Genomic DNA, 19,079 nt, shown 5'->3' with positions numbered 1-19,079 from the left:
AAACGTTAAGCTAGACTCATAATAAAATTGAGGGTCAATGATGTCACAACAAGATTATGAAAATGGCTTGAAAGTCCGTACTGAAGTGATGGGTTCAAGCTTTGTAAAGCGCGCTCAGGACAATACGGTTCCTTTTACTCAGCCTTTGCAGGACTGGATTAATGAACATGCCTGGGGTTCGACCTGGCAACGTGAAGGGGTTTTACCACGTAAATATCGTTCTTTAATTACTATTGCTTTTCTTACCGCGCAAAAAAGCCCAACTGAATTGAAAGGCCATGTTCGTGGCGCTTTGAATAATGGTGCAACAGTTGAAGAAATTCAGGAAGTACTACTGCATAGCCTGCCTTACTGCGGTGCCCCAGCTACTCAGGAAGCCTTCCGTGCAGCGCTTGAAGTGATTCAGGAATATCAGACAAATCAACAGAATTAAGAACTGCCTAGGCTATTTAACTGGCTTATCAATAATAAAGCCGGGAATTAAAATTCCCGGCTTTTTAAATTTTAAACTGATATATCTATAGCTATAACGTCTTTAACACTGTCTTTAATATTGTTTGAAAAGATTATCCTCTTAATTTAATTTGAGTCCGCTGTTCCAGTCCTTGCACCGCAGCGGAGAAATCCAGCTGACTGGCCTGTGGTTTGGCAATCTGCTGAAACTCTTGCTGAACCAAAGACATTACTGATAAATCCAGTTGCTGTTGCTGTACCAACTCCAAGGCAATGCCAATATCTTTCTGTAATAGATCCAGTGCAAAGGTCTTATTAAATTCACGGCTTAGTACACGCTGTGCCATGATATTTTCCGACATGCTGCTTTTACCACTGGAATGATTAATACAGTTTAGTGCACTGCTTAAATCAACACCCTGCCCTTTCAGCACAGTCAGCCCTTCAGCCAATGCCCATAAGTGAGTCGCCATTAAGGTATTATTCACAGCTTTTACCGCAAAGCCAGAACCGCTTTCTCCCACATATTCAATCAGGCCAGCAAAGGCATCAATGATCGGTTTGGCTCGTTCAAAGGCTTGTTCATTGCCACCCACCATCACAGTTAAAGTGCCTTTTTCTGCCCCAACAGTCTGACCGGATACTGGAGCATCCAGATAAAAACTGCCTTGTTGCTCCAAGAGCTTCGCCAGTTTTTGGGCAGATTCCGGTACACCGCTGGTACAGTCAATCCAGATTGCACCTTGTTTGGGTGGATGGGCTGCAATCAATGCTTCCACATCCTGACTGGTCGGCAAACAGGAAAAGATAAAATCTGCCTGAACCGCCTGCTTAATACTCACTGCTTGAGTTGCAAAAATTTCAGCATGCGTTACAGCTTTCTGTTCAGTTCGATTCCAGACCCAAACCTGATGCCCGAGTTTTGGCAAATGGGAGGCCATATGCCAGCCCATTGCCCCGAGTCCTAAAAATGCAATTGAATGACTCAAAAAATGCTCCTCATATTAAGCGACTGGCTTAGCCTCAACCTCAGTTACGGTTTCAGCTGGTTCAGATGCTGGCAATTCTTTATCTTCACCACGATTTAGGAACAGGTTCAACAAAATCGCAGCCAAAGTCGCAGTACCGATACCACCCAAATCGAAACCACCAATCTGCAAGCTATAATTACCTGTCCCCATAATCAGACACACCGCACCAATAATCAGGGTACTGTTCTTGGTAAAATCAACATGGTTATCCACCCAGATTTTGGCACCCGCCACAGTAATCAACCCGAAGACCACAATCGATGCGCCACCCAATAAAGCTACTGGAATGGTACTGATCACCGCACCAAATTTAGGTGAAAGTCCCAGCAAAATAGCGAAGATCCCGGCAAAAATAAATACGGTGGTGGCGTACACTTTGGTCACTGCCATCACACCGATATTTTCAGCATAAGTGGTCATCCCGGTACCGCCGACAGAAGCGGATAATGAAGTACAAACCCCATCTGCAAAGAAACCGCGTCCTATATACGGCGACAGATTTTTACCAGTCATTGCGGATACCGCTTTAAAGTGCCCAAGATTTTCTGCAACCAGAATAATGGCCACTGGTGCAATCATCAGCATGGCATTCATTTCAAAGACCGGACTCTGGAAATTCGGCAAACCAAACCATGCTGCTTCACTGACTTTGGTAAAATCAATCGCAGATCCGAAGCCCATGACGTTTGTGAAAAGGAAGTAAATCAGATAGGAAGACAATAAGCCCAATAACAGCAACAGACGGCGTACCATTCCTCGGGTAAACACAGCAATCACACTGATACAGATAATGGTGATTAATGCCATCCAGGAATCAAACTGGTTCGCTGAAACACTCTTAATTGCGACTGGCGCCAGGTTCAAACCAATGATCATCACAATCACGCCTGTCACTACTGGCGGCATCAGTTTTTCAATCCAGTTGGTACCGGTTTTCATGACCAGCAGACCAATCAAGGCATAGACAATACCGCAAGCAATGGTACCGCCAAGCGCCAGCCCGATATTGGGATTCGCCCCTGCTCCGGAGTAGCCTGTGACCGCCACCACGGCGCCAATAAAGGCAAAACTAGACCCCAGATAACTTGGCAATCGACCGCCAGTGATCAGGAAAAATAAAATGGTGCCAATCCCGGTAATAAAAATCGTGAGATTGGGATCAAACCCCATTAAAAGTGGCGCCAGCACGGTTGCCCCAAACATCGCAAACACATGCTGTAACCCGAGAATAATACTTTTCCCAGCAGGCAGATATTCATCTGTTTGCACGGGTGTGGTATCGAGATTGCCTTGGTAAGGCTTAAATTTTGGAAACCACGTTTCTTTTTCTTGCATCGGCTTCCCCTCCTTGATTAGGACTGAATTGATTTAGCACATTTTGTGTGGCTCACAGTAAGAACGGTTAAAGTACATCAGCGCATTGCCTTGACTCTGGCACATGGCTTTCACCTCACAGAACAGCACGTCATGACTGCCTACGGATAAACATTGGACCACCTCGCAGTCAAAACTGACTAAGGCATCTTCAAGTACAGGCGACTGGGTCACCAAAGTTTTCCAGTTCCCCTGACTGAAACGCTCTGCCATTGGTGTTTTTCCACCAAACAGATTGGAAAGATTTTGTTGATGTGATGCCAGGGTATTCACACACAACACCTGATTCTTTTTAAAGGTTTCATAGACTGACGCAGAACGGTTCAGGCACACCAGTAACGTTGGTGGTGTATCCGTCACGCTACATACGGCCGAAGCGGTAAATCCAGCCATTCCTGCATCGCCTTGCGTGGTAATGACATTCACTGCAGCACCTAGATTAGACATGCCCTGACGGAAAATCTGCTGATCGACCTGGGTAAAGATGTCATCTGATGCGTTAGTCGCCAAAACCTTATTTAATGCGTTATTTTCTACAACTGTTTCTGTGATGATTTTAGATAGTTTGGCATTCATGCTGTTCTCCCTCCCCCAAGTCAATATTCAGTTTCAGACCTGGGGCATCTAGTAATGAGATTGAATCAGGTGGATCGGCTTATACATGGGCAATCGAAGCAATTTCGACCAGCGCATCAGGTTTGGCCAAACCTGTCTGTACGCAATAACGTGCCGGTTTATCTCCCGGGAAATACTCAGCATAAACTGTATTAATCGCAGCATAATCTGCCCAGTCTTTGACAAAGACATGGTTAAACGTTACGTCATCCATGCTGCCACCGGCTTCTTCAATCACACGCTTGATAGTTTCCAGAATATGACGGGTCTGTGCTGCGGCATCACCGACATGCACCACATTATTATTTTCATCAAAAGCTAATGTACCGGATACATACACAATATTGTCTGCCTTGGTTGCCGGTACATAAGGTGCTAATGGTTTCGATGTTCCTGCTGGAATAATGATTTCTTTAGGCATACTATTTTTTCCTTAATTCTGATCTTTAATTCTTTATGCGCTTACAGCTGATTTAGTTTCTTTTAGTTACTCACTTTCTTTTTGAAAGGTCTCGACAAAATTTGCAGTATCTGACACCCAACCAAAGAAGGTCTTGATGTTATACAGACTGGCTTCATGAGCTTCGGCTGGACCTGCCTGATAGCAGGCATCAGCAAGTGCGACACCGAAATACTCCAGGAAGAAGCCATCACGTAGCGTCGATTCCACACAAACGTTGGTGGCAATTCCGACAAAGACCAGATTACGGATTCCTCGCACACGCAACATGCTGTCCAACGCGGTATTAAAGAAACCGCTATAACGTGGCTTTTCGATCACCAAGTCTTGTGGCAATGGCTTTAACTCATCAATCAGTTCAAAATCCCAACTACCTTTGGCCAATAACTGTCCCTGTAATTCAGGATGTTTACGCATGGTCTTTAAGGCATTGGATTTATGGAAATTTGGAGAGTCCTTACCACCCGCTTCCTTATATTCCGCATCCCAGCCATTTTTGAAATAAATCACCTGAATACCAGCTGCATGTGCAGCATCAACAGCCTTTTTAATATTTTCCACTACTGGCTTGGTCTTTGAGACATCAAAGCCCGCCAGATCCAGATAGCCGCCTTGCGAGGTATAAGCATTCTGCATATCAATGACGATCAAAGCTGTTTGTTCTGGTGCAAGACAAATCGCTTCGGGTTCAGCTTTAAGGGTTTTTCCTGTGCCGAGTTTTTCAGTAAAACCGGCTGTTACGACTGATTCACTCATGCGCTTTTCTCCATAACCGGTGCTGCATCTTCAATGACAATATGATCACGACATTTCATCAGTGGCTGGATTTTCTGACCGAAATTTTCAACGCCTTGAATAAAATCATCAAAAGTCAGTAGCACACCTTCGGTACCCTTGATCTCGCCAATTTCATCCAACATTCGTGCCACATTTCCATAGGAACCCACCAGCGTACCCATATTGATATTCACTGGAGATACACTCGAAGCCATTTGACGGATATTGGTATCTGTACCAGAAGTCGTATCTTTACCGCCTTGATTCATCAGCCAGTTAATCGCTTCCATGTCGGCACCATCGTTATAGTGCTGCCATTTGGCTTGAGCTTCTTCATCAGTTTCTGCAGCAATCACCATAAACAGCACATAAGTCTGTACATCACGGCCAGTTACATCTGTTTTTTCTTTTAGGCGGTCATTAATTTCTGCATAAGCTGTTGGAGTATTCAAGCCTTTACCAAACACGAAGTTATAATCGGCATATTGTGCAGAAAACTCTAAACCTGCATCAGACTGACCTGCGCAGATAATTTTCATATCCGCTTGTGGACGTGGGCTGACACGGCAATCTTCCATCTGGAAATGTTCGCCCTTAAAGTCTGACTTACCAGTCGCCCAAAGTTCACGCAGAATTTGTACATATTCAGACAGATATTCATAGCGTTTACCAAAATAGTCATTACCTGGCCACATACCCATTTGGGTATATTCAGGTGGTTGCCAGCCAGTCACCACATTTAGACCAAAACGGCCATTAGAAATAGAATCAATGGTAGACGCCATACGTGCCACAATTGCCGGTGGCATGACCAAAGTGGCTGCCGTTGCATAAATTTGAATTTTGCTGGTCACGGCTGCGAGACCCGCCATCAGGGTGAAAGTTTCCAGGTTATGTTCCCAGAATTCGGTCTTGCCACCAAAGCCACGCAGCTTGATCATGGAGAGTGCGAAATCGAAACCATAGTGTTCAGCACGTTGTACGATTTGTTTGTTTAACTCAAAAGTCGGCATGTACTGTGGTGCATTTTCAGAGATTAACCAGCCGTTATTTCCAATTGGACAGAAGACACCTATTTTCATTTTCACACCTCATTATTTTTAACACTTATTCAAAATTCTGATTCCACTTCGGGAATTTTATTTACAAGATAAACATTGCAAAGCGTGTGCCAACTATATTTAATTTATAATTATCAATTACTTAATATTTTATTTTTTGAATTTTTAGTAAAATAACCATTTTTACCTATGAGTCAATTTTGAACATATTGTTTCATTCAAGTGCACTCGTAGCAATTTTTGCATTTGCAGTTCATGCATCAATTCGAAGTAAAAACCATGCTGATGCTACAAAAATGATTGATTAGAAAAAATAAAAAACCAGACACGAGGTCTGGCTTTAAAAAAATCTTCAAACTAAGGGGAAATCAGGAATGAAAGGATCAGTTGATTCACCTGATCTGTCTCGGTCACAGTAGATGCATGTGCACCTGTAGCAAGCAAACTTAGCTGACTATGCGGCAAGCATTGCTGTAATTGCTGTGACCGTTGATAAGGCACCAGGAAATCATTCTGATTGGCAAGCAGATGTATAGGAATATCTTTGAGTGCCTGTTGATGTTCTGTGTTTAGTTTAAAAGTCTGCACGGCTTGTAGGCGTGCCAGAACATTTTTGATCGGTGGAAAGTCAAGGAGCTGCTTATTTTCTGCTTCGGTTAACTGATCAATATGGGTTGAAATCCACTGCGGCGGATAAAGAAATAAAGCCTGTGCTCTCACATATGCCTCTGCCTTGCTATTGAGCAATAACGAAGTCCGGGCTTCGAAACACTTCTGAGTATGAGCATCCAGCTCTCCCCAAGCATTTAACATGGTCAAACTGAGCAGCTTAAACTTTCTTTCAGCCTGATAGGTCGCCAGTTGCATGCCGATATGTCCGCCCAACGCATGCCCGATAAAATGAAACTCTCGAATGCCATCATTGATCAATAAATCCAGAATCTGGCCGGCCATATGGTCGATCGAATAAGGCGTGGGCAAGAGTTCAGAATCTGAATGACAGCCTTCCTGGTCATAAGTAACCACATGAAAATGCTGCTGTAAAACTCTAATTTGAGGATTCCAGAAACTGGCATGTCCGCCCAGTCCGGACGAAAGCACCACATAAGGTGCATCTGCCTGTGCTGCATGATGAATAAATAAAGACATAAATTTCTCATAGTTTAAATATGAGATGAACGCAGCAAAATATATGCCTAAACAGGACCTTTTTTGAACAACTGTTAAAATTACAGCCAGTAGACATTAAAGCTGTAATAAAATTCTTGTACTTCAAAACGTACGTTATAACCCAGATCTGTTAACTCGGCAGACAAGGCACGGATATCTTCCAAAGGCAGATGTTTGGGAAAAACTGTCAGTACCGCTGTATTGCCTTGCCGGGCATTATCTTCAATCAGTTGCGCCAGACGTGGCTTATACATTTCAATATTCAGGTTAGCAACATTAGATAAAATTTTGGCCTGATCTGCCGTCATAAAATTCATTTTTATTTTCTCTTTTAATGTTATTTCACTAAGCTAAATGATTTATAAAACGCTTAATATTTCACTTTTGTATCAGAACATGCTGAAAGAAAGTATAAAAAAAATCCCTCATCATGAGGGATTTTTTTTAATCAAACTTATTGGCCTGGCAGAGGAATATATTGTGAAGCACTGTCTTGTGCCTTACGTTCAGTCACCACAACCTCTAGGATCATGGTTTTTCCTGCCCGCTCAATTTCAATCTGAATGGTACTGTTTGGCTTTTGCAAGGCCACAAAATTAATCAGATGTGAGGCAGAACTAATCTCTTCCTCATTTACTTTCATAATCTTATCGCCACGCTGGATTCCAGCCTTGGCAGCAGGTCCATTCGGTAGCACTTCTGCGACCGTCACACCTTTTTCTTTGGGTTGCAGGACATCATCACGCTCTGCAGGTAATAAGCTGATCCCTAACCAGCCACGAACCACACGGCCATCTTTCAAAATGGCATTCATCACCTGCTGACAAATTTTGGCCGGAATGGCAAAACCAATCCCCAGCGAACCACCAGACTGCGAGAAAATTGCAGTATTCACACCAATTAAATTACCGGCGACATCAATAAGTGCACCGCCCGAGTTACCCGGGTTAATTGCAGCATCGGTCTGTACAAAGTCTTCATAGGTATTGATACCCAAATCTGAACGGCCCGTTGCCGAGATAATCCCCTGCGTCACGGTTTGCCCAACACCAAAAGGATTACCAATGGCCAGAACCACATCACCGACTTCATTGCCACTGAGTTTAAATGGCAAAACTGGCAATTGCGTCAGTTCAATCTTGATCACGGCCAGATCGGTATCCGGGTCAGTTCCGACCACTTTAGCTTCGGCACGACGTCCATCCTGCAAAGCCACTACAATCTGATCGGCCTGCGCAATCACGTGGTTATTGGTCAGGATATAACCGTCTGGACGTACAATTACACCCGAACCTAAACTGTTTTCATTCGGGCTTTGTCCATACTGGTCAGGCAACTGATCGCCAAAGAATTCACGAAATACCGGATCGGTCAGTAAAGGATGCGCCTGTTGCTTGACTTTTTGGGTAGTAAAAATATTCACGACAGCCGGGGCTGCCACTTTTACAGCAGCACTGTAGGAGACCACGCCTCCTGAGCGCGACGTATCAATCAACGGCTCTACTTTTTCAGCAGGCATTTTGACGCCATCTGGCGCAACTGGTGCCTTTGGTTTTTGTAGTTGTTGCCACCCCAAAAAACCGATAATGACTAAAATCAGTAACACCCAGGGTAACCATGTAAAGGTGCGGCGCACGTTGCTATCCTCTAAAATATTTTAATTCGTTGATGACTAAGTAATTTGTGTCCTATTGTAATGCTAAATACATAACTAAACACAAAAAATTCCACAGAGATTTGTGCAGCTTTAGTTACAATTAGACCTATAGATAAATATGGGCAAGTTTTTAAACTTACAGGAATTTTATGGCGAATTTGAACGATATTATTCAATGGTGTGACCAGACTTTGGCAGCACGTGAATTTAAGGACTATGCACCGAATGGCTTGCAGATTGAAGGCAAATCCGAAGTGAATAAAATCCTCTGTGCCGTGACCGCCTCCCAGAGTGCAATTGAAGCTGCAATTGAGCAAGGCGCAGATTTATTGCTGGTTCATCATGGCTATTTCTGGAAAGGAGAAGCCTATCCGATTACGGGAATGCGTGGTAAACGCATTAAAACCCTGATTCAACATGATATCTCACTGGTTGGCTATCATCTGCCTTTAGACAGTCATCCAACACTGGGAAATAATGCCGCCATTGCGGATTTATTAGAACTCGAAAATATCGAACAGCTTGATCCGAGTGAGAAACGTCCAATTGGCAATATTGGCTATTTAAAACAGCCAATGAGTCCGGAAGATTTTAAAAATTATGTTTCAGAAAAGCTGGGCTTTGATGCGATTCATCTTCCTGCTGAAAAAACTCAAATCCATAAAGTCGGTTTCTGTACCGGTGGTGCGCAGGATTATATTCAAAAAGCGGCACTACAAGATTGTGATGCCTATATTTCAGGTGAAGTGAGCGAACGCACCTTTTATGAAGCTCAGGAACTGAATGTGCATTATTATGCTTGTGGCCATCATGCGACTGAAAAATACGGTGTGCAACGCCTTGGCAAGGCTATTTCAGAACAGTTTAATATTGAGTATGATTATTTCGAATTAAACAATCCGATTTAATTCGACTGACGGTTATGATCAGTGGCTTTATTCATATATTTTCAGGCTTTATTCTGTATTGTTATTTATACACGATGCCCATTTCTGCCCGATTATCTATTACAATAAAGCCACTTATTGTTAAAACCCAGCAAAATGCAAGGAATTGAGAACATGACAACCATTACTTTACCAGCATTACCTTACGGCTACGAAGATCTTGCTCCACACATCAGCAAGGAAACTTTAGAATACCATCACGACAAACACCACAATACGTATGTGGTTAACCTGAATAACCTGATCGCTGGTACTGAGCTTGAAGGCAAAACTCTAGAAGAAATTATTACAGCAACTGCTGGTGATGCTTCTAAAGCAGGTGTTTTCAATAACGCGGCTCAAGTTTGGAACCACACGTTCTACTGGAACTGTATGGCTAAAAACGGTGGCGGTAAAGCAACTGGTACTTTGGCTGCAAAAATTGACGAAGCTTTCGGTTCTTATGAAAAATTTGCTGAAGAATTTGCTGCTGCTGCAACTACTCAGTTTGGTTCAGGTTGGGCTTGGTTAGTGGCTGACGAAGTAAACGGTCAGCTTTCTATCATGAAAACTTCAAATGCTGATACGCCAATGGCGCACGGTAAAATTGCAGTGTTGACGATTGACGTTTGGGAACACGCTTACTACATCGATTTCCGTAATGCTCGTCCTAAGTACATCTCTACTTTCCTAGAAAGCCTAGTAAACTGGGATTATGCAAATGCGAAATATGCAGGTCAGCCTGCAGGTGTTGAGAAATAATTTTTTATTTCTTTGCTAAAAAAATCACCCACTTCGGGTGATTTTTTTATTTTTAGGCTCTAAATGAATATTTATGAAGCAAACAATTCATTTCTTTACATTAATTGATTGACGACCTGGTTATTCATCCCTAAAATGCCGATCAGATTCTCCAATAGCTCAGTCGGTAGAGCGACGGACTGTTAATCCGCAGGTCCCTGGTTCGAGCCCAGGTTGGAGAGCCATATATTCTTCCATAGCTCAGTCGGTAGAGCGACGGACTGTTAATCCGCAGGTCCCTGGTTCGAGCCCAGGTGGAAGAGCCAAGATTCTGAAGAAACCCACTCATTGCGAAGTGGGTTTTTTTATAGCTGTATTTTTTAAATTGAGATCATATTGATTTATATGCGCGATCAACCGCTCATTTCTTATGATCCAGATCACTTATCAAAATTCAGGCTGATCGCGATTTTGCTGTTAGGACCGGTTTACATAAACATAACAGTTTAAACTACAAACCTTTTCGACTATTTTTAAAACACTTGATTCAATTTCTTCAGCTTTTTTCTAAAAGTGCCTTGACCCCTTTTCAAATCTCTCTATAATCGCTGTCAGATTCTCCAATAGCTCAGTCGGTAGAGCGACGGACTGTTAATCCGCAGGTCCCTGGTTCGAGCCCAGGTTGGAGAGCCAATCTATTCTCCCATAGCTCAGTCGGTAGAGCGACGGACTGTTAATCCGCAGGTCCCTGGTTCGAGCCCAGGTGGGAGAGCCAAGATTCTGAAGAAACCCACTCATTGCGAAGTGGGTTTTTTTATTCTCCCCTTTTGTGATCTGTGTTTAATTTGAGTCAGTTTATATTTTTTGTGATTGGCTGCCTGGCAACTTTTGCATTAGTTTGCCTGCTCTTCCCACATCTCTTCACCCGTCAAAAGAAATTCTATCCGAAGCGCGTCATTACTGCTTTTGAAAGCAGGATGTTTACACGTCTGAAAGATGCCTTTCCTCATCATCACATTCTGGCACAAGTCGCGTTTAGCGCTTTGATCACGCACGATCAGATGAAAATGCGCAATCAATTTAATCGCAAAGTCACAGACTTCGTGGTACTTGATCGTGAATATAATGTAGTGGCGATTGTCGAACTGGATGATCCGAGCCATATTGGCAAAGAGCAGGAAGATGCTGAACGCGATGCCATGCTGATTGCAGCAGGCTATACCGTGATTCGATACACCCAGATTCCGACTATCAGACAACTGCAAAGGGATTTAAAATAAATTAAGCTGCAATTTCGATATTTCTCGCTGCAGCTTGAATTGGATTAATCAAAGCCTCCTGCTCCGCTTTTAATTTCTCGGCAGCTTTTCATGCTTCAAAACTAACCTATCCTCGTCCAATTTAGCGTCTCATCACAAGCATTCTCAGTTAAACCTGCCTTTCTGCAGGATTAGGGTGATAAAGTTTAAATTATCGCTCTATAATCCTTTCGAAAACAAAATATAAGTCAGATGACCTGATTGGCCTGTTCCATTTCTGGCCATCATCACCTTGCTTATTTTTGGCGTTGTTTTTTTATTCAGTGATCGTTTATTTATGCAAAATTCTATTCGTATTGGTATCGCGGGTTACGGTAATCTTGGCCGCGGTGTTGAAACTGCCATCCAGAAAAATCCTGATATGCAGCTTGTCGGTATTTTTACTCGCCGCTCACCAAGCAGCGTCTCTCCTTGCTTTGCAGAAACTCAAGTGTATAGCATGGATGCACTATTAAATGAGTTTAGCGATAAAATTGATGTGCTGATTCTTTGTGGCGGCTCTAAAGATGACTTGCCACAACAGGCGCCTATCTTTGCAAGTAAATTCAATACTGTAGATAGTTTTGATACGCATGCACGTATTCCGGAATACTATGCTGCAGTCGATGCACCCGCCCTTGCTAACAAAAAAACAGCCATGATTTCTATTGGCTGGGATCCTGGCATGTTCTCGATTAACCGTTTATTTGGTGAAGCGCTATTACCAGATGGCGAAACTTATACTTTTTGGGGTAAAGGCTTAAGCCAAGGCCATTCGGATGCGATCCGCCGTGTACCTGGGGTGAAAGCTGGTGTTCAATATACCATTCCATCCACTGATGCTATTGAACAAGTCCGCAGTGGCGCACGACCTGAGTTAAGCACCAAAGATAAACATCATCGTGACTGTTATGTGGTCTTGGAACAAGGAGCTGATGCAGCAACAGTTGAACAAACCATCGTCAGCATGCCTGATTATTTTGCAGATTATAATACGACTGTGAATTTTATCAGTGAGGAAACTTTACTGAAAGATCACCAAGATATGCCACATGGCGGTTTTGTCATTCGTAGTGGTAATACCAGTGATGCACAAAAACAGGTGATTGAGTTTTCTTTAAAGCTGAATAGCAATCCAGAGTTTACTGCAAGTGTTCTAGTGGCTTATGCCCGTGCCTGCTACCGTCTGAATCAAACTCAGCAATATGGTGCCAAAACAGCCCTAGATGTAGCACCTGCCCTACTTTCAATTAAATCTTCAGAACAATTGCGCAAAGAATTGCTTTAAGATGATTTAAATATAGCCACCGATCGGATGATGGGTGGCTATATTTTTCCATTCTAGAATACAGCTTGCCTAATTACTAAGTATCGAATATCTACAGTCAAATCATCGTTTGCAGAAACCCATGCAACTATCTACTACACAGACATTTGCAGTATTAGACAAGTGCAAAGGGATTTTAGATAGATTAAGGTGCTGTTGCACTACTTTCAGACGCAGCTTGAGTTGAATCTGCCTTAACATCCTGCTCTGCTTTGAGCTTTTCCGCAGCTTCTCGTGCTTCAATACGCGCAATCATATCTGTCTGCTGCTGCTTGTATTTTTCCTGATTTTTAGCATCACTATTCACTGCAAGAAATGCCATACTAATTAAAAATACCGGAATACAAAGTGCAAGCGTACCGAAGATCAATAGCTTTTTGACACTGCGGGGCTGTGGCTGCTCGGACATAACAAACCTGCTTTAATTTCGTCATTTAATTACACTGCCCAATATAACAAAATAAAGTCATAGCTCAAGCCTTATAGATTAGGCAATAACAAAAGCATCCTTATAGGACGCTTTTTTCTCAGTCGATAGACAGTCACTACCTCAAAGCCAGTAGTATTCCTGCAAAAATAATCAGTCCAATCCAGCGGTTATGCCTAAACGCCCAGAAACACAAATGTGGATTTTTATCTCGAGTTTTAAACCATTGGTAAATAAAATCGAGAGTGACAACAATTAATGCAGCCAAACCAAATGGAATCAGTAAATTTTCTAGCCAAAGTGCTACAGCAATCAAAAGAATACTAATGGCCTGCAAAGCGCTAATGATCTGAATATCATATCGACCAAATAAGATCGCGGTTGATTTCACCCCAATCTTTAAATCGTATTCACGATCTGCAATTGCATATTGGGTATCATAGGCTACGGTCCAGGCCAGATTACCAAAATATAGAAGCCAGCAGGTTAAATCCGGCGTTTGTCCAACTGCGGTATAAGCCATCGGAATCGACCAGGAAAATGCTGCACCCAAAAAGACTTGAGGTAAATGGGTATAGCGCTTCATAAAAGGATAAATAAACGCTAAAAATAAAGCCCCAAATGACCAGTAAAAAGTTTCGATTGGCAGAAAAAATAGCAAGCAGGCACTGGCAGCCACCAAAACCAGAAATACCATTACGGCCTCTTTGGCACTGATAATCCCGGTCGCTAATGGGCGGTTTTTAGTACGCTCCACATGTGCATCGACTTTACGGTCAGCAAAATCATTAATGGCACAGCCTGCCGCCCGCATAAAAATCACACCCAAAATCATGGGAATTAAAATTTCAATACGTGGCATGCCCTGAGCTGCAATCCACAGCGCCCACATGGTAGGCCAAAAAACCAGTTCAGTCCCAATCGGTTTATCAAAACGACAAAGATAATAATAGGCGCTAAGACGCTCACGCCAGGTGATTGCTTGTGCGGTTGCCATAAAAATCAAGCCCGTGAATTTTGTATAAAGTGTTCAAATGCCGGTAAAAATGTTTCTTGTACGATAAATTTACAGCCGTGCCAAGTATAGCAGCTCTGACGGGTCCAGCCCTCATCTAAAAGTACCACCCGGCGCTGGCACAGTGGATTAGTGCGCTGAAACAGAAACCAGCCAATCGGTTTGGTGCCAATATGCTGAAAAATTCGGGCTTTTTTTTGCAGGCTTAAAATCGGAAAGATGCTTTTGGCTTTCACCCAAGGAGACTGTTCCGAGCCGTAGAGATAACTTTCACGCACCCAGGAAGTATGCTGATGTGACATCTGCATCCATTTGGCATTGGCAAAGCTTAAACGCTGAAAATGCTCTTGAATTGGCTCGACATGGAATTGTCCTTGCGCCAAATCGGTCAGTTGTTGCGTGAGTGAACCCGATGCATACAGCCACGGTTTTAACTCAACAGGCAGAGTTGACAGCAGCACACGCTGATTTTGATTTCTAGAACGACTATTCATTGTTAACAGTTATCTGTTTTTGCAATGATTTCATATTTGCCTTGTGGGGTTTTAATTAAAATAAAACCTTCAGCACTCAAATAAAATGATTCTGGATAAGCATAATCCAGCGCTATTTCAGGATTTTTCAGCGCCACAAATTGAGCCTGCTTATAACCCTCGGGAGTCCGCCCCACTTCAAGATAAGTCACTTCAGAGAAGTTCAACTTAAAACCTTTGTTATGATCTTTTGGATCAATCCATGGATAAAAGCTGGTGTGCTTTTTACGTTGTGCCATTTAAGCCCATCAATCATTTAAAATTATAAATAGATGATACAAAAAAACCCGCGACATGCGCGGGTTTTCTTCGCTTTAATTCGTGATGAATTACAAGCTGTAGTACATATCAAATTCAACTGGGTGAGTAGTCGTGTTTAGACGACGAACTTCTTCAGTTTTAAGCTCGATATAAGCATCAAGCATTTCTTTCGTGAACACGCCACCTTTTAACAGGTAATCATGATCCGCTTGAAGTGCTTCAAGCGCCATATCCAGGCTATGCGCCACTGTAGGGATTTTTGCTTCTTCTTCCGGTGGAAGATCGTACAAGTTCTTGTCAGCAGCTTCACCTGGGTGGATCTTGTTTTGAATACCGTCAAGACCAGCCATCAACAATGCCGCGAAACCTAGGTACGGGTTCATCATTGGATCTGGAAAACGCGCTTCAATACGCTTGCCTTTCGGGCTAGACACGTAAGGAATACGGATAGATGCAGAACGGTTACGCGCTGAGTAAGCAAGCATAATCGGTGCTTCGAAATGTGGAACCAAACGCTTATACGAGTTTGTAGAAGGGTTAGTGATCGCATTCAAAGAACGGGCATGTTTAATTACACCACCGATGAAGTACAACGCCATTTCTGAAAGGCCTGCATATTCATCACCAGCAAACAGGTTTTTGCCGTCTTTAGAGATCGACATATGCACGTGCATACCAGAACCGTTATCGCCAACCATTGGTTTAGGCATAAAGGTTGCTGTTTTTGCATATTGATGCGCAACGTTCCAAACCGCATATTTGAACTGTTGAACTTCGTCTGCTTTACGCACCATAGTGTTGAAGCTCACACCAATTTCTAACTGGCAAGAAGCAACTTCGTGGTGATGTACTTCTACACGACCTGGACCCATGATGTCTTCGATACGCGCACACATGTCTGCACGCATGTCATGTGAAGAATCTACAGGAGGAACTGGGAAGTAACCGCCTTTTACGCGTGGACGGTGACCAGAGTTACCGCCTTCGTAGTCTTTGTTAGTTGACCAAGCAGCTTCTTCAGCGATCAATGTATGGCGCGCGCCAGACATGTCGATTTCCCATTTTACTTCGTCAAATACGAAGAATTCTGGTTCTGGACCAAAGAATGCAGTATCACCGATACCGGTAGATTTCAAATATTCTTCTGCACGGCGCGCAATCGAACGTGGGTCACGATCATAACCTTGACCAGTTGATGGCTCGATGACGTCACAAGTTACAACAACTGTTGGCTCTGCAAAGAACGGGTCGATAAAACCTGTTGCCGCATCCGGACGTAAAATCATGTCCGATGCTTCGATGCCTTTCCAACCTGCAATTGAAGAACCGTCAAACATTTTGCCGTCTTCAAATGTATCTTCATCAATACTGTCTGCTGGGTAAGTGACGTGTTGCTCTTTACCCTTGGTATCAGTAAAGCGAAAATCGACCCATTTTGCGCCACTTTCTTGTATGAGTTGAAGGACCTTGTTCGCCATGCTCATTTTGCTCCGATGTTTTTGTTGCACCCGTGAAGTGCGTGTTAGCAGTTGATAGTTATTAAGCAATTACCGTACCAACTTTTAAAAGTATAGATAAAATCTTGAAATCTTTATAAGAAATCATGAAGTGACAAAAATACTTTGCGGCTATTATACTAGCTGCAAAACTAAATGCACTATATTCAAGCATTCTTCATTTATTTTATTTCAGCTTTATTTTTTAGCGCACCTAAATAGTGCATGTATCTATAAAAATGTATAAGAAACATAGCTTTTTATAGCAAATATGCTGCTTTTTCTTACTTTTGTTATATTTTTACTTGTTTTTGGATAAAAATTGAGCTTTTTTTAGTAGATATCAGTAAAGAAAATTTTGCGATTCATTTGGGATTGTATGCCTATTATGAGGCATTTTCTTTAAATCTACTTTCAATAGAAAAGTTTATATAAAGCTTAATTATTCAAGTGATGTTTTTTTCATCAAGCATTTTACCTCTCTTTGACCTTAATTTTTTCATTTTTAAGTTTTACTCTAAAAAATAGCCTTTTAAATCTTTCTATGAGTAAGCCTATTACTTTAAATCATTATAAAATTTTATTTAATTTTCTACAGGTTTTTAAAGCCAATAAATTGAGCGAAATTGTTGCGCCGAATGGGGCTATTTTTTGCTATGATGAAGCGTGCTTTATTTTCACACAATGAAATCAATGATTTAGTTGTGTCAGGCAAGTGCTTGCAACACGTATAAATAAAGTACGATCTGGACAACATTAGCACATTTAAGTGCATTAATTTCAATAGGTTAAGCTCATGCTTTTAATGGTCGACAACTATGACTCCTTTACTTATAACATCGTCCAATATTTTGGCGAACTGAATCAAGAAGTAAAAGTAGTCCGTAATGATGCCGTGACATTGGAAGATATAGAGCGATGGCAACCTAAGTATTTAGTGATTGGCCCCGGCCCGTGCTCGCCAAGTGAGGCAGGAATTTCTATTCCTGCCATTCAGCATTTTGCTGGCAAAATTCCTTTACTGGGCGTTTGTCTTGGTCATCAAAGTATGGGGCAGGCATTTGGCGGTGATATCGTGCGTGCCAAACGTGTCATGCATGGCCGTCTGTCTGATATGTACCACAGTGATACCGGGATTTTCAGCAATCTTCCTTCTCCATTTCCTGCAACGCGCTATCATTCACTGGTGATTGATCAAGCTACCTTGCCCGAATGTCTGGAAGTCACCTGCTGGACCAATGAAGCGGATGGCTCTATGGAAGAAATTATGGGTGTGAAACATAAGACATTGCCGGTCGAAGGCGTGCAGTTCCATCCTGAATCGATTCTGAGCCAGCATGGTCATCAAATCTTTAAAAACTTTCTCGAAATTTATGCCTAAGAACATCTTATGAATATTCAACAAGCTTTAAGCAATATTACTAAAAACATTCACCTGACTCAGGATCAAATGCAAGACGTGATGCGTGCCATCATGTCAGGTGAAGCGACCGATGCCCAGATTGGTGCCCTGCTGATGGGCTTACGCCTAAAAGGCGAAAGCATTGATGAGATTACTGCAGCTGCACGTGTTATGCGTGAACTGGCTACCAAAATTGATGTCAGTGATATTCCATATTTAGTGGACATCGTGGGTACAGGTGGTGATGGCCAGAACCTGTTTAATGTTTCTACTGCTTCTGCATTTGTAATTGCAGCAGCGGGCGCAACCATTGCCAAACATGGTAACCGCGGCGTTTCGACCAAATCAGGTTCGTCGGATTTACTGGAACAGGCCGGGATTAACCTGGACCTGAATATGCAGCAGACTGAACGCTGTATCCGTGATGTCGGTGTCGGCTTCCTGTTTGCACCGAATCATCATCAAGCCATGAAATATGCAATCGGCCCACGTAAAGAATTGGGGATTCGCAGTATTTTCAACCTACTCGGTCCTTTAACCAATCCGGCTGGCGTACAACGTCTGGTCATTGGCGTATTTTCCAATGAACTCTGCCGTCCGATTGCGGAAGTTATGAAACAGCTCGGTGCTGAACATGTGATGGTAGTACATTCACGTGATGGTCTGGATGAAATCAGTATAGCCTCTTCAACTCATGTTGCTGAACTGAAAAATGGCGAAGTCACCGAATGGGAAATTATTCCTGAATCGGTCGATATTGAATCGCAAACTCTGACCGGACTGATTGTGGAAGATTCTGCGCAAAGTCTGGCTTTAATCAAAGATGCACTGGGCAAGAAAAAATCAGACATCGGCGATAAAGCCGCCAATATGATCGCGCTGAATGCCGGCGCAGGTATTTATGTCTCCGGTTTGACCAGCAGCTATAAGCAAGGTGTTGCGCTGGCACATGACATTATCTATGGCGGTCAGGCACTTGAGAAAATGAGTGTACTGTCTGAATTTACCAAAACTATTAAACATTACGAAGCTTAATTCGGTCAGGGATTTTGATC

Annotated in this window: 21 protein-coding genes and 4 tRNA genes; 11 read left to right on the top strand and 14 right to left on the bottom strand. The window is 42.7% G+C overall.

Annotation, left to right across the window (positions count from 1 at the left end; genetic code table 11):
- Positions 1 to 40 precede the first annotated feature (40 nt).
- Positions 41 to 433: a carboxymuconolactone decarboxylase family protein gene (locus tag F893_RS07455; protein ID WP_004279664.1), complete on the top strand. Its 393-nt coding sequence runs from the start codon at positions 41 to 43 to the stop codon at positions 431 to 433.
- Between the two features lie 133 nt (positions 434 to 566).
- Here F893_RS07455 and F893_RS07450 read toward each other — a convergent pair whose 3' ends face one another.
- From F893_RS07450 to F893_RS07410, 9 genes are all read right to left on the bottom strand, one after another.
- The gene (locus F893_RS07450) at positions 567 to 1,406 is read right to left on the bottom strand and encodes an NAD(P)-dependent oxidoreductase (protein ID WP_005104603.1); all 840 of its coding nucleotides are present in this window, start codon (positions 1,404 to 1,406) and stop codon (positions 567 to 569) included.
- 51 nt (positions 1,407 to 1,457) lie between these two features.
- Entirely contained in the window at positions 1,458 to 2,819 is a 1,362-nt protein-coding gene (gene rutG, locus F893_RS07445; protein WP_005104604.1) for a pyrimidine utilization transport protein G, read from the bottom strand.
- 33 nt (positions 2,820 to 2,852) lie between these two features.
- Positions 2,853 to 3,368: an NADH-dependent FMN reductase RutF gene (gene rutF, locus F893_RS07440; protein WP_004279661.1), complete on the bottom strand. Its 516-nt coding sequence runs from the start codon at positions 3,366 to 3,368 to the stop codon at positions 2,853 to 2,855.
- Positions 3,369 to 3,513: 145 nt separating this feature from the next.
- On the bottom strand, positions 3,514 to 3,894 hold the full coding sequence (gene rutC, locus F893_RS07435; RefSeq protein ID WP_004279660.1) for a pyrimidine utilization protein C: 381 nt from the start codon (positions 3,892 to 3,894) through the stop codon (positions 3,514 to 3,516).
- Between the two features lie 66 nt (positions 3,895 to 3,960).
- Positions 3,961 to 4,689 (bottom strand): pyrimidine utilization protein B, encoded by a 729-nt coding sequence (rutB, locus tag F893_RS07430; protein WP_004279659.1) that lies wholly within the window; start codon positions 4,687 to 4,689, stop codon positions 3,961 to 3,963.
- The gene (gene rutA / locus F893_RS07425) at positions 4,686 to 5,792 is read right to left on the bottom strand and encodes a pyrimidine utilization protein A (RefSeq protein ID WP_004279658.1); all 1,107 of its coding nucleotides are present in this window, start codon (positions 5,790 to 5,792) and stop codon (positions 4,686 to 4,688) included. The genes rutB and rutA overlap by 4 nt, the downstream gene beginning before the upstream one ends.
- A gap of 336 nt (positions 5,793 to 6,128) precedes the next feature.
- Complete coding sequence (rutD, locus tag F893_RS07420) at positions 6,129 to 6,920, bottom strand: pyrimidine utilization protein D (protein ID WP_004279657.1); 792 nt, start codon at positions 6,918 to 6,920, stop codon at positions 6,129 to 6,131.
- Positions 6,921 to 7,000: 80 nt separating this feature from the next.
- Positions 7,001 to 7,258, bottom strand: a complete 258-nt coding sequence (locus F893_RS07415) for a hypothetical protein (protein ID WP_004730148.1) — start codon at positions 7,256 to 7,258, stop codon at positions 7,001 to 7,003.
- 137 nt (positions 7,259 to 7,395) lie between these two features.
- Complete coding sequence (locus F893_RS07410; RefSeq protein ID WP_004279655.1) at positions 7,396 to 8,577, bottom strand: S1C family serine protease; 1,182 nt, start codon at positions 8,575 to 8,577, stop codon at positions 7,396 to 7,398.
- Positions 8,578 to 8,747: 170 nt separating this feature from the next.
- Between F893_RS07410 and F893_RS07405 the strand changes: the two genes are divergently transcribed.
- The 8 genes from F893_RS07405 to F893_RS07370 all read left to right on the top strand — a co-directional run bounded on the left by F893_RS07405 (position 8,748) and on the right by F893_RS07370 (position 12,851).
- Entirely contained in the window at positions 8,748 to 9,506 is a 759-nt protein-coding gene (locus F893_RS07405; RefSeq protein WP_004279653.1) for a Nif3-like dinuclear metal center hexameric protein, read from the top strand.
- Between the two features lie 153 nt (positions 9,507 to 9,659).
- Positions 9,660 to 10,286: a superoxide dismutase gene (locus F893_RS07400; protein WP_004646486.1), complete on the top strand. Its 627-nt coding sequence runs from the start codon at positions 9,660 to 9,662 to the stop codon at positions 10,284 to 10,286.
- Positions 10,287 to 10,434: 148 nt separating this feature from the next.
- Positions 10,435 to 10,510, top strand: a tRNA-Asn gene (locus F893_RS07395).
- Positions 10,511 to 10,515: 5 nt separating this feature from the next.
- Positions 10,516 to 10,591, top strand: a tRNA-Asn gene (locus F893_RS07390).
- Between the two features lie 291 nt (positions 10,592 to 10,882).
- A tRNA-Asn gene (locus F893_RS07385) sits at positions 10,883 to 10,958 on the top strand.
- Positions 10,959 to 10,964: 6 nt separating this feature from the next.
- Positions 10,965 to 11,040, top strand: a tRNA-Asn gene (locus tag F893_RS07380).
- A gap of 61 nt (positions 11,041 to 11,101) precedes the next feature.
- Positions 11,102 to 11,545 (top strand): DUF2726 domain-containing protein, encoded by a 444-nt coding sequence (locus tag F893_RS07375; protein WP_004279650.1) that lies wholly within the window; start codon positions 11,102 to 11,104, stop codon positions 11,543 to 11,545.
- Between the two features lie 316 nt (positions 11,546 to 11,861).
- Positions 11,862 to 12,851, top strand: coding sequence for a diaminopimelate dehydrogenase (locus F893_RS07370; protein WP_004279649.1), 990 nt, complete (start codon positions 11,862 to 11,864; stop codon positions 12,849 to 12,851).
- A 184-nt stretch (positions 12,852 to 13,035) separates the two neighbouring features.
- Here F893_RS07370 and F893_RS07365 read toward each other — a convergent pair whose 3' ends face one another.
- The 5 genes from F893_RS07365 to glnA form a co-directional block, all read right to left on the bottom strand.
- A complete protein-coding gene (locus F893_RS07365; RefSeq protein WP_004279647.1) occupies positions 13,036 to 13,299 on the bottom strand; it encodes a hypothetical protein in 264 nt (87 codons plus the stop codon).
- Positions 13,300 to 13,435: 136 nt separating this feature from the next.
- Complete coding sequence (gene ubiA / locus F893_RS07360) at positions 13,436 to 14,314, bottom strand: 4-hydroxybenzoate octaprenyltransferase (protein ID WP_004279645.1); 879 nt, start codon at positions 14,312 to 14,314, stop codon at positions 13,436 to 13,438.
- A 5-nt stretch (positions 14,315 to 14,319) separates the two neighbouring features.
- Entirely contained in the window at positions 14,320 to 14,826 is a 507-nt protein-coding gene (locus F893_RS07355; RefSeq protein ID WP_004279643.1) for a chorismate--pyruvate lyase family protein, read from the bottom strand.
- Positions 14,827 to 14,828: 2 nt separating this feature from the next.
- Positions 14,829 to 15,104: a hypothetical protein gene (locus F893_RS07350; protein ID WP_004279642.1), complete on the bottom strand. Its 276-nt coding sequence runs from the start codon at positions 15,102 to 15,104 to the stop codon at positions 14,829 to 14,831.
- 90 nt (positions 15,105 to 15,194) lie between these two features.
- Positions 15,195 to 16,610, bottom strand: coding sequence for a type I glutamate--ammonia ligase (glnA, locus tag F893_RS07345; protein WP_004279641.1), 1,416 nt, complete (start codon positions 16,608 to 16,610; stop codon positions 15,195 to 15,197).
- A gap of 808 nt (positions 16,611 to 17,418) precedes the next feature.
- Between glnA and F893_RS07340 the strand changes: the two genes are divergently transcribed.
- Positions 17,419 to 18,003, top strand: coding sequence for an anthranilate synthase component II (locus F893_RS07340; protein WP_004279590.1), 585 nt, complete (start codon positions 17,419 to 17,421; stop codon positions 18,001 to 18,003).
- Positions 18,004 to 18,012: 9 nt separating this feature from the next.
- Positions 18,013 to 19,059 (top strand): anthranilate phosphoribosyltransferase, encoded by a 1,047-nt coding sequence (gene trpD / locus F893_RS07335; RefSeq protein ID WP_004279589.1) that lies wholly within the window; start codon positions 18,013 to 18,015, stop codon positions 19,057 to 19,059.
- The last annotated feature ends 20 nt before the right edge of the window (positions 19,060 to 19,079 follow it).

It is taken from the genome of Acinetobacter sp. CIP 102136, assembly GCF_000369685.1.
GTDB lineage: Bacteria > Pseudomonadota > Gammaproteobacteria > Pseudomonadales > Moraxellaceae > Acinetobacter > Acinetobacter fasciculus.
Note: the sequence above shows the minus strand (reverse complement) of the source record. Positions and strands in the feature narration are given on the sequence as shown.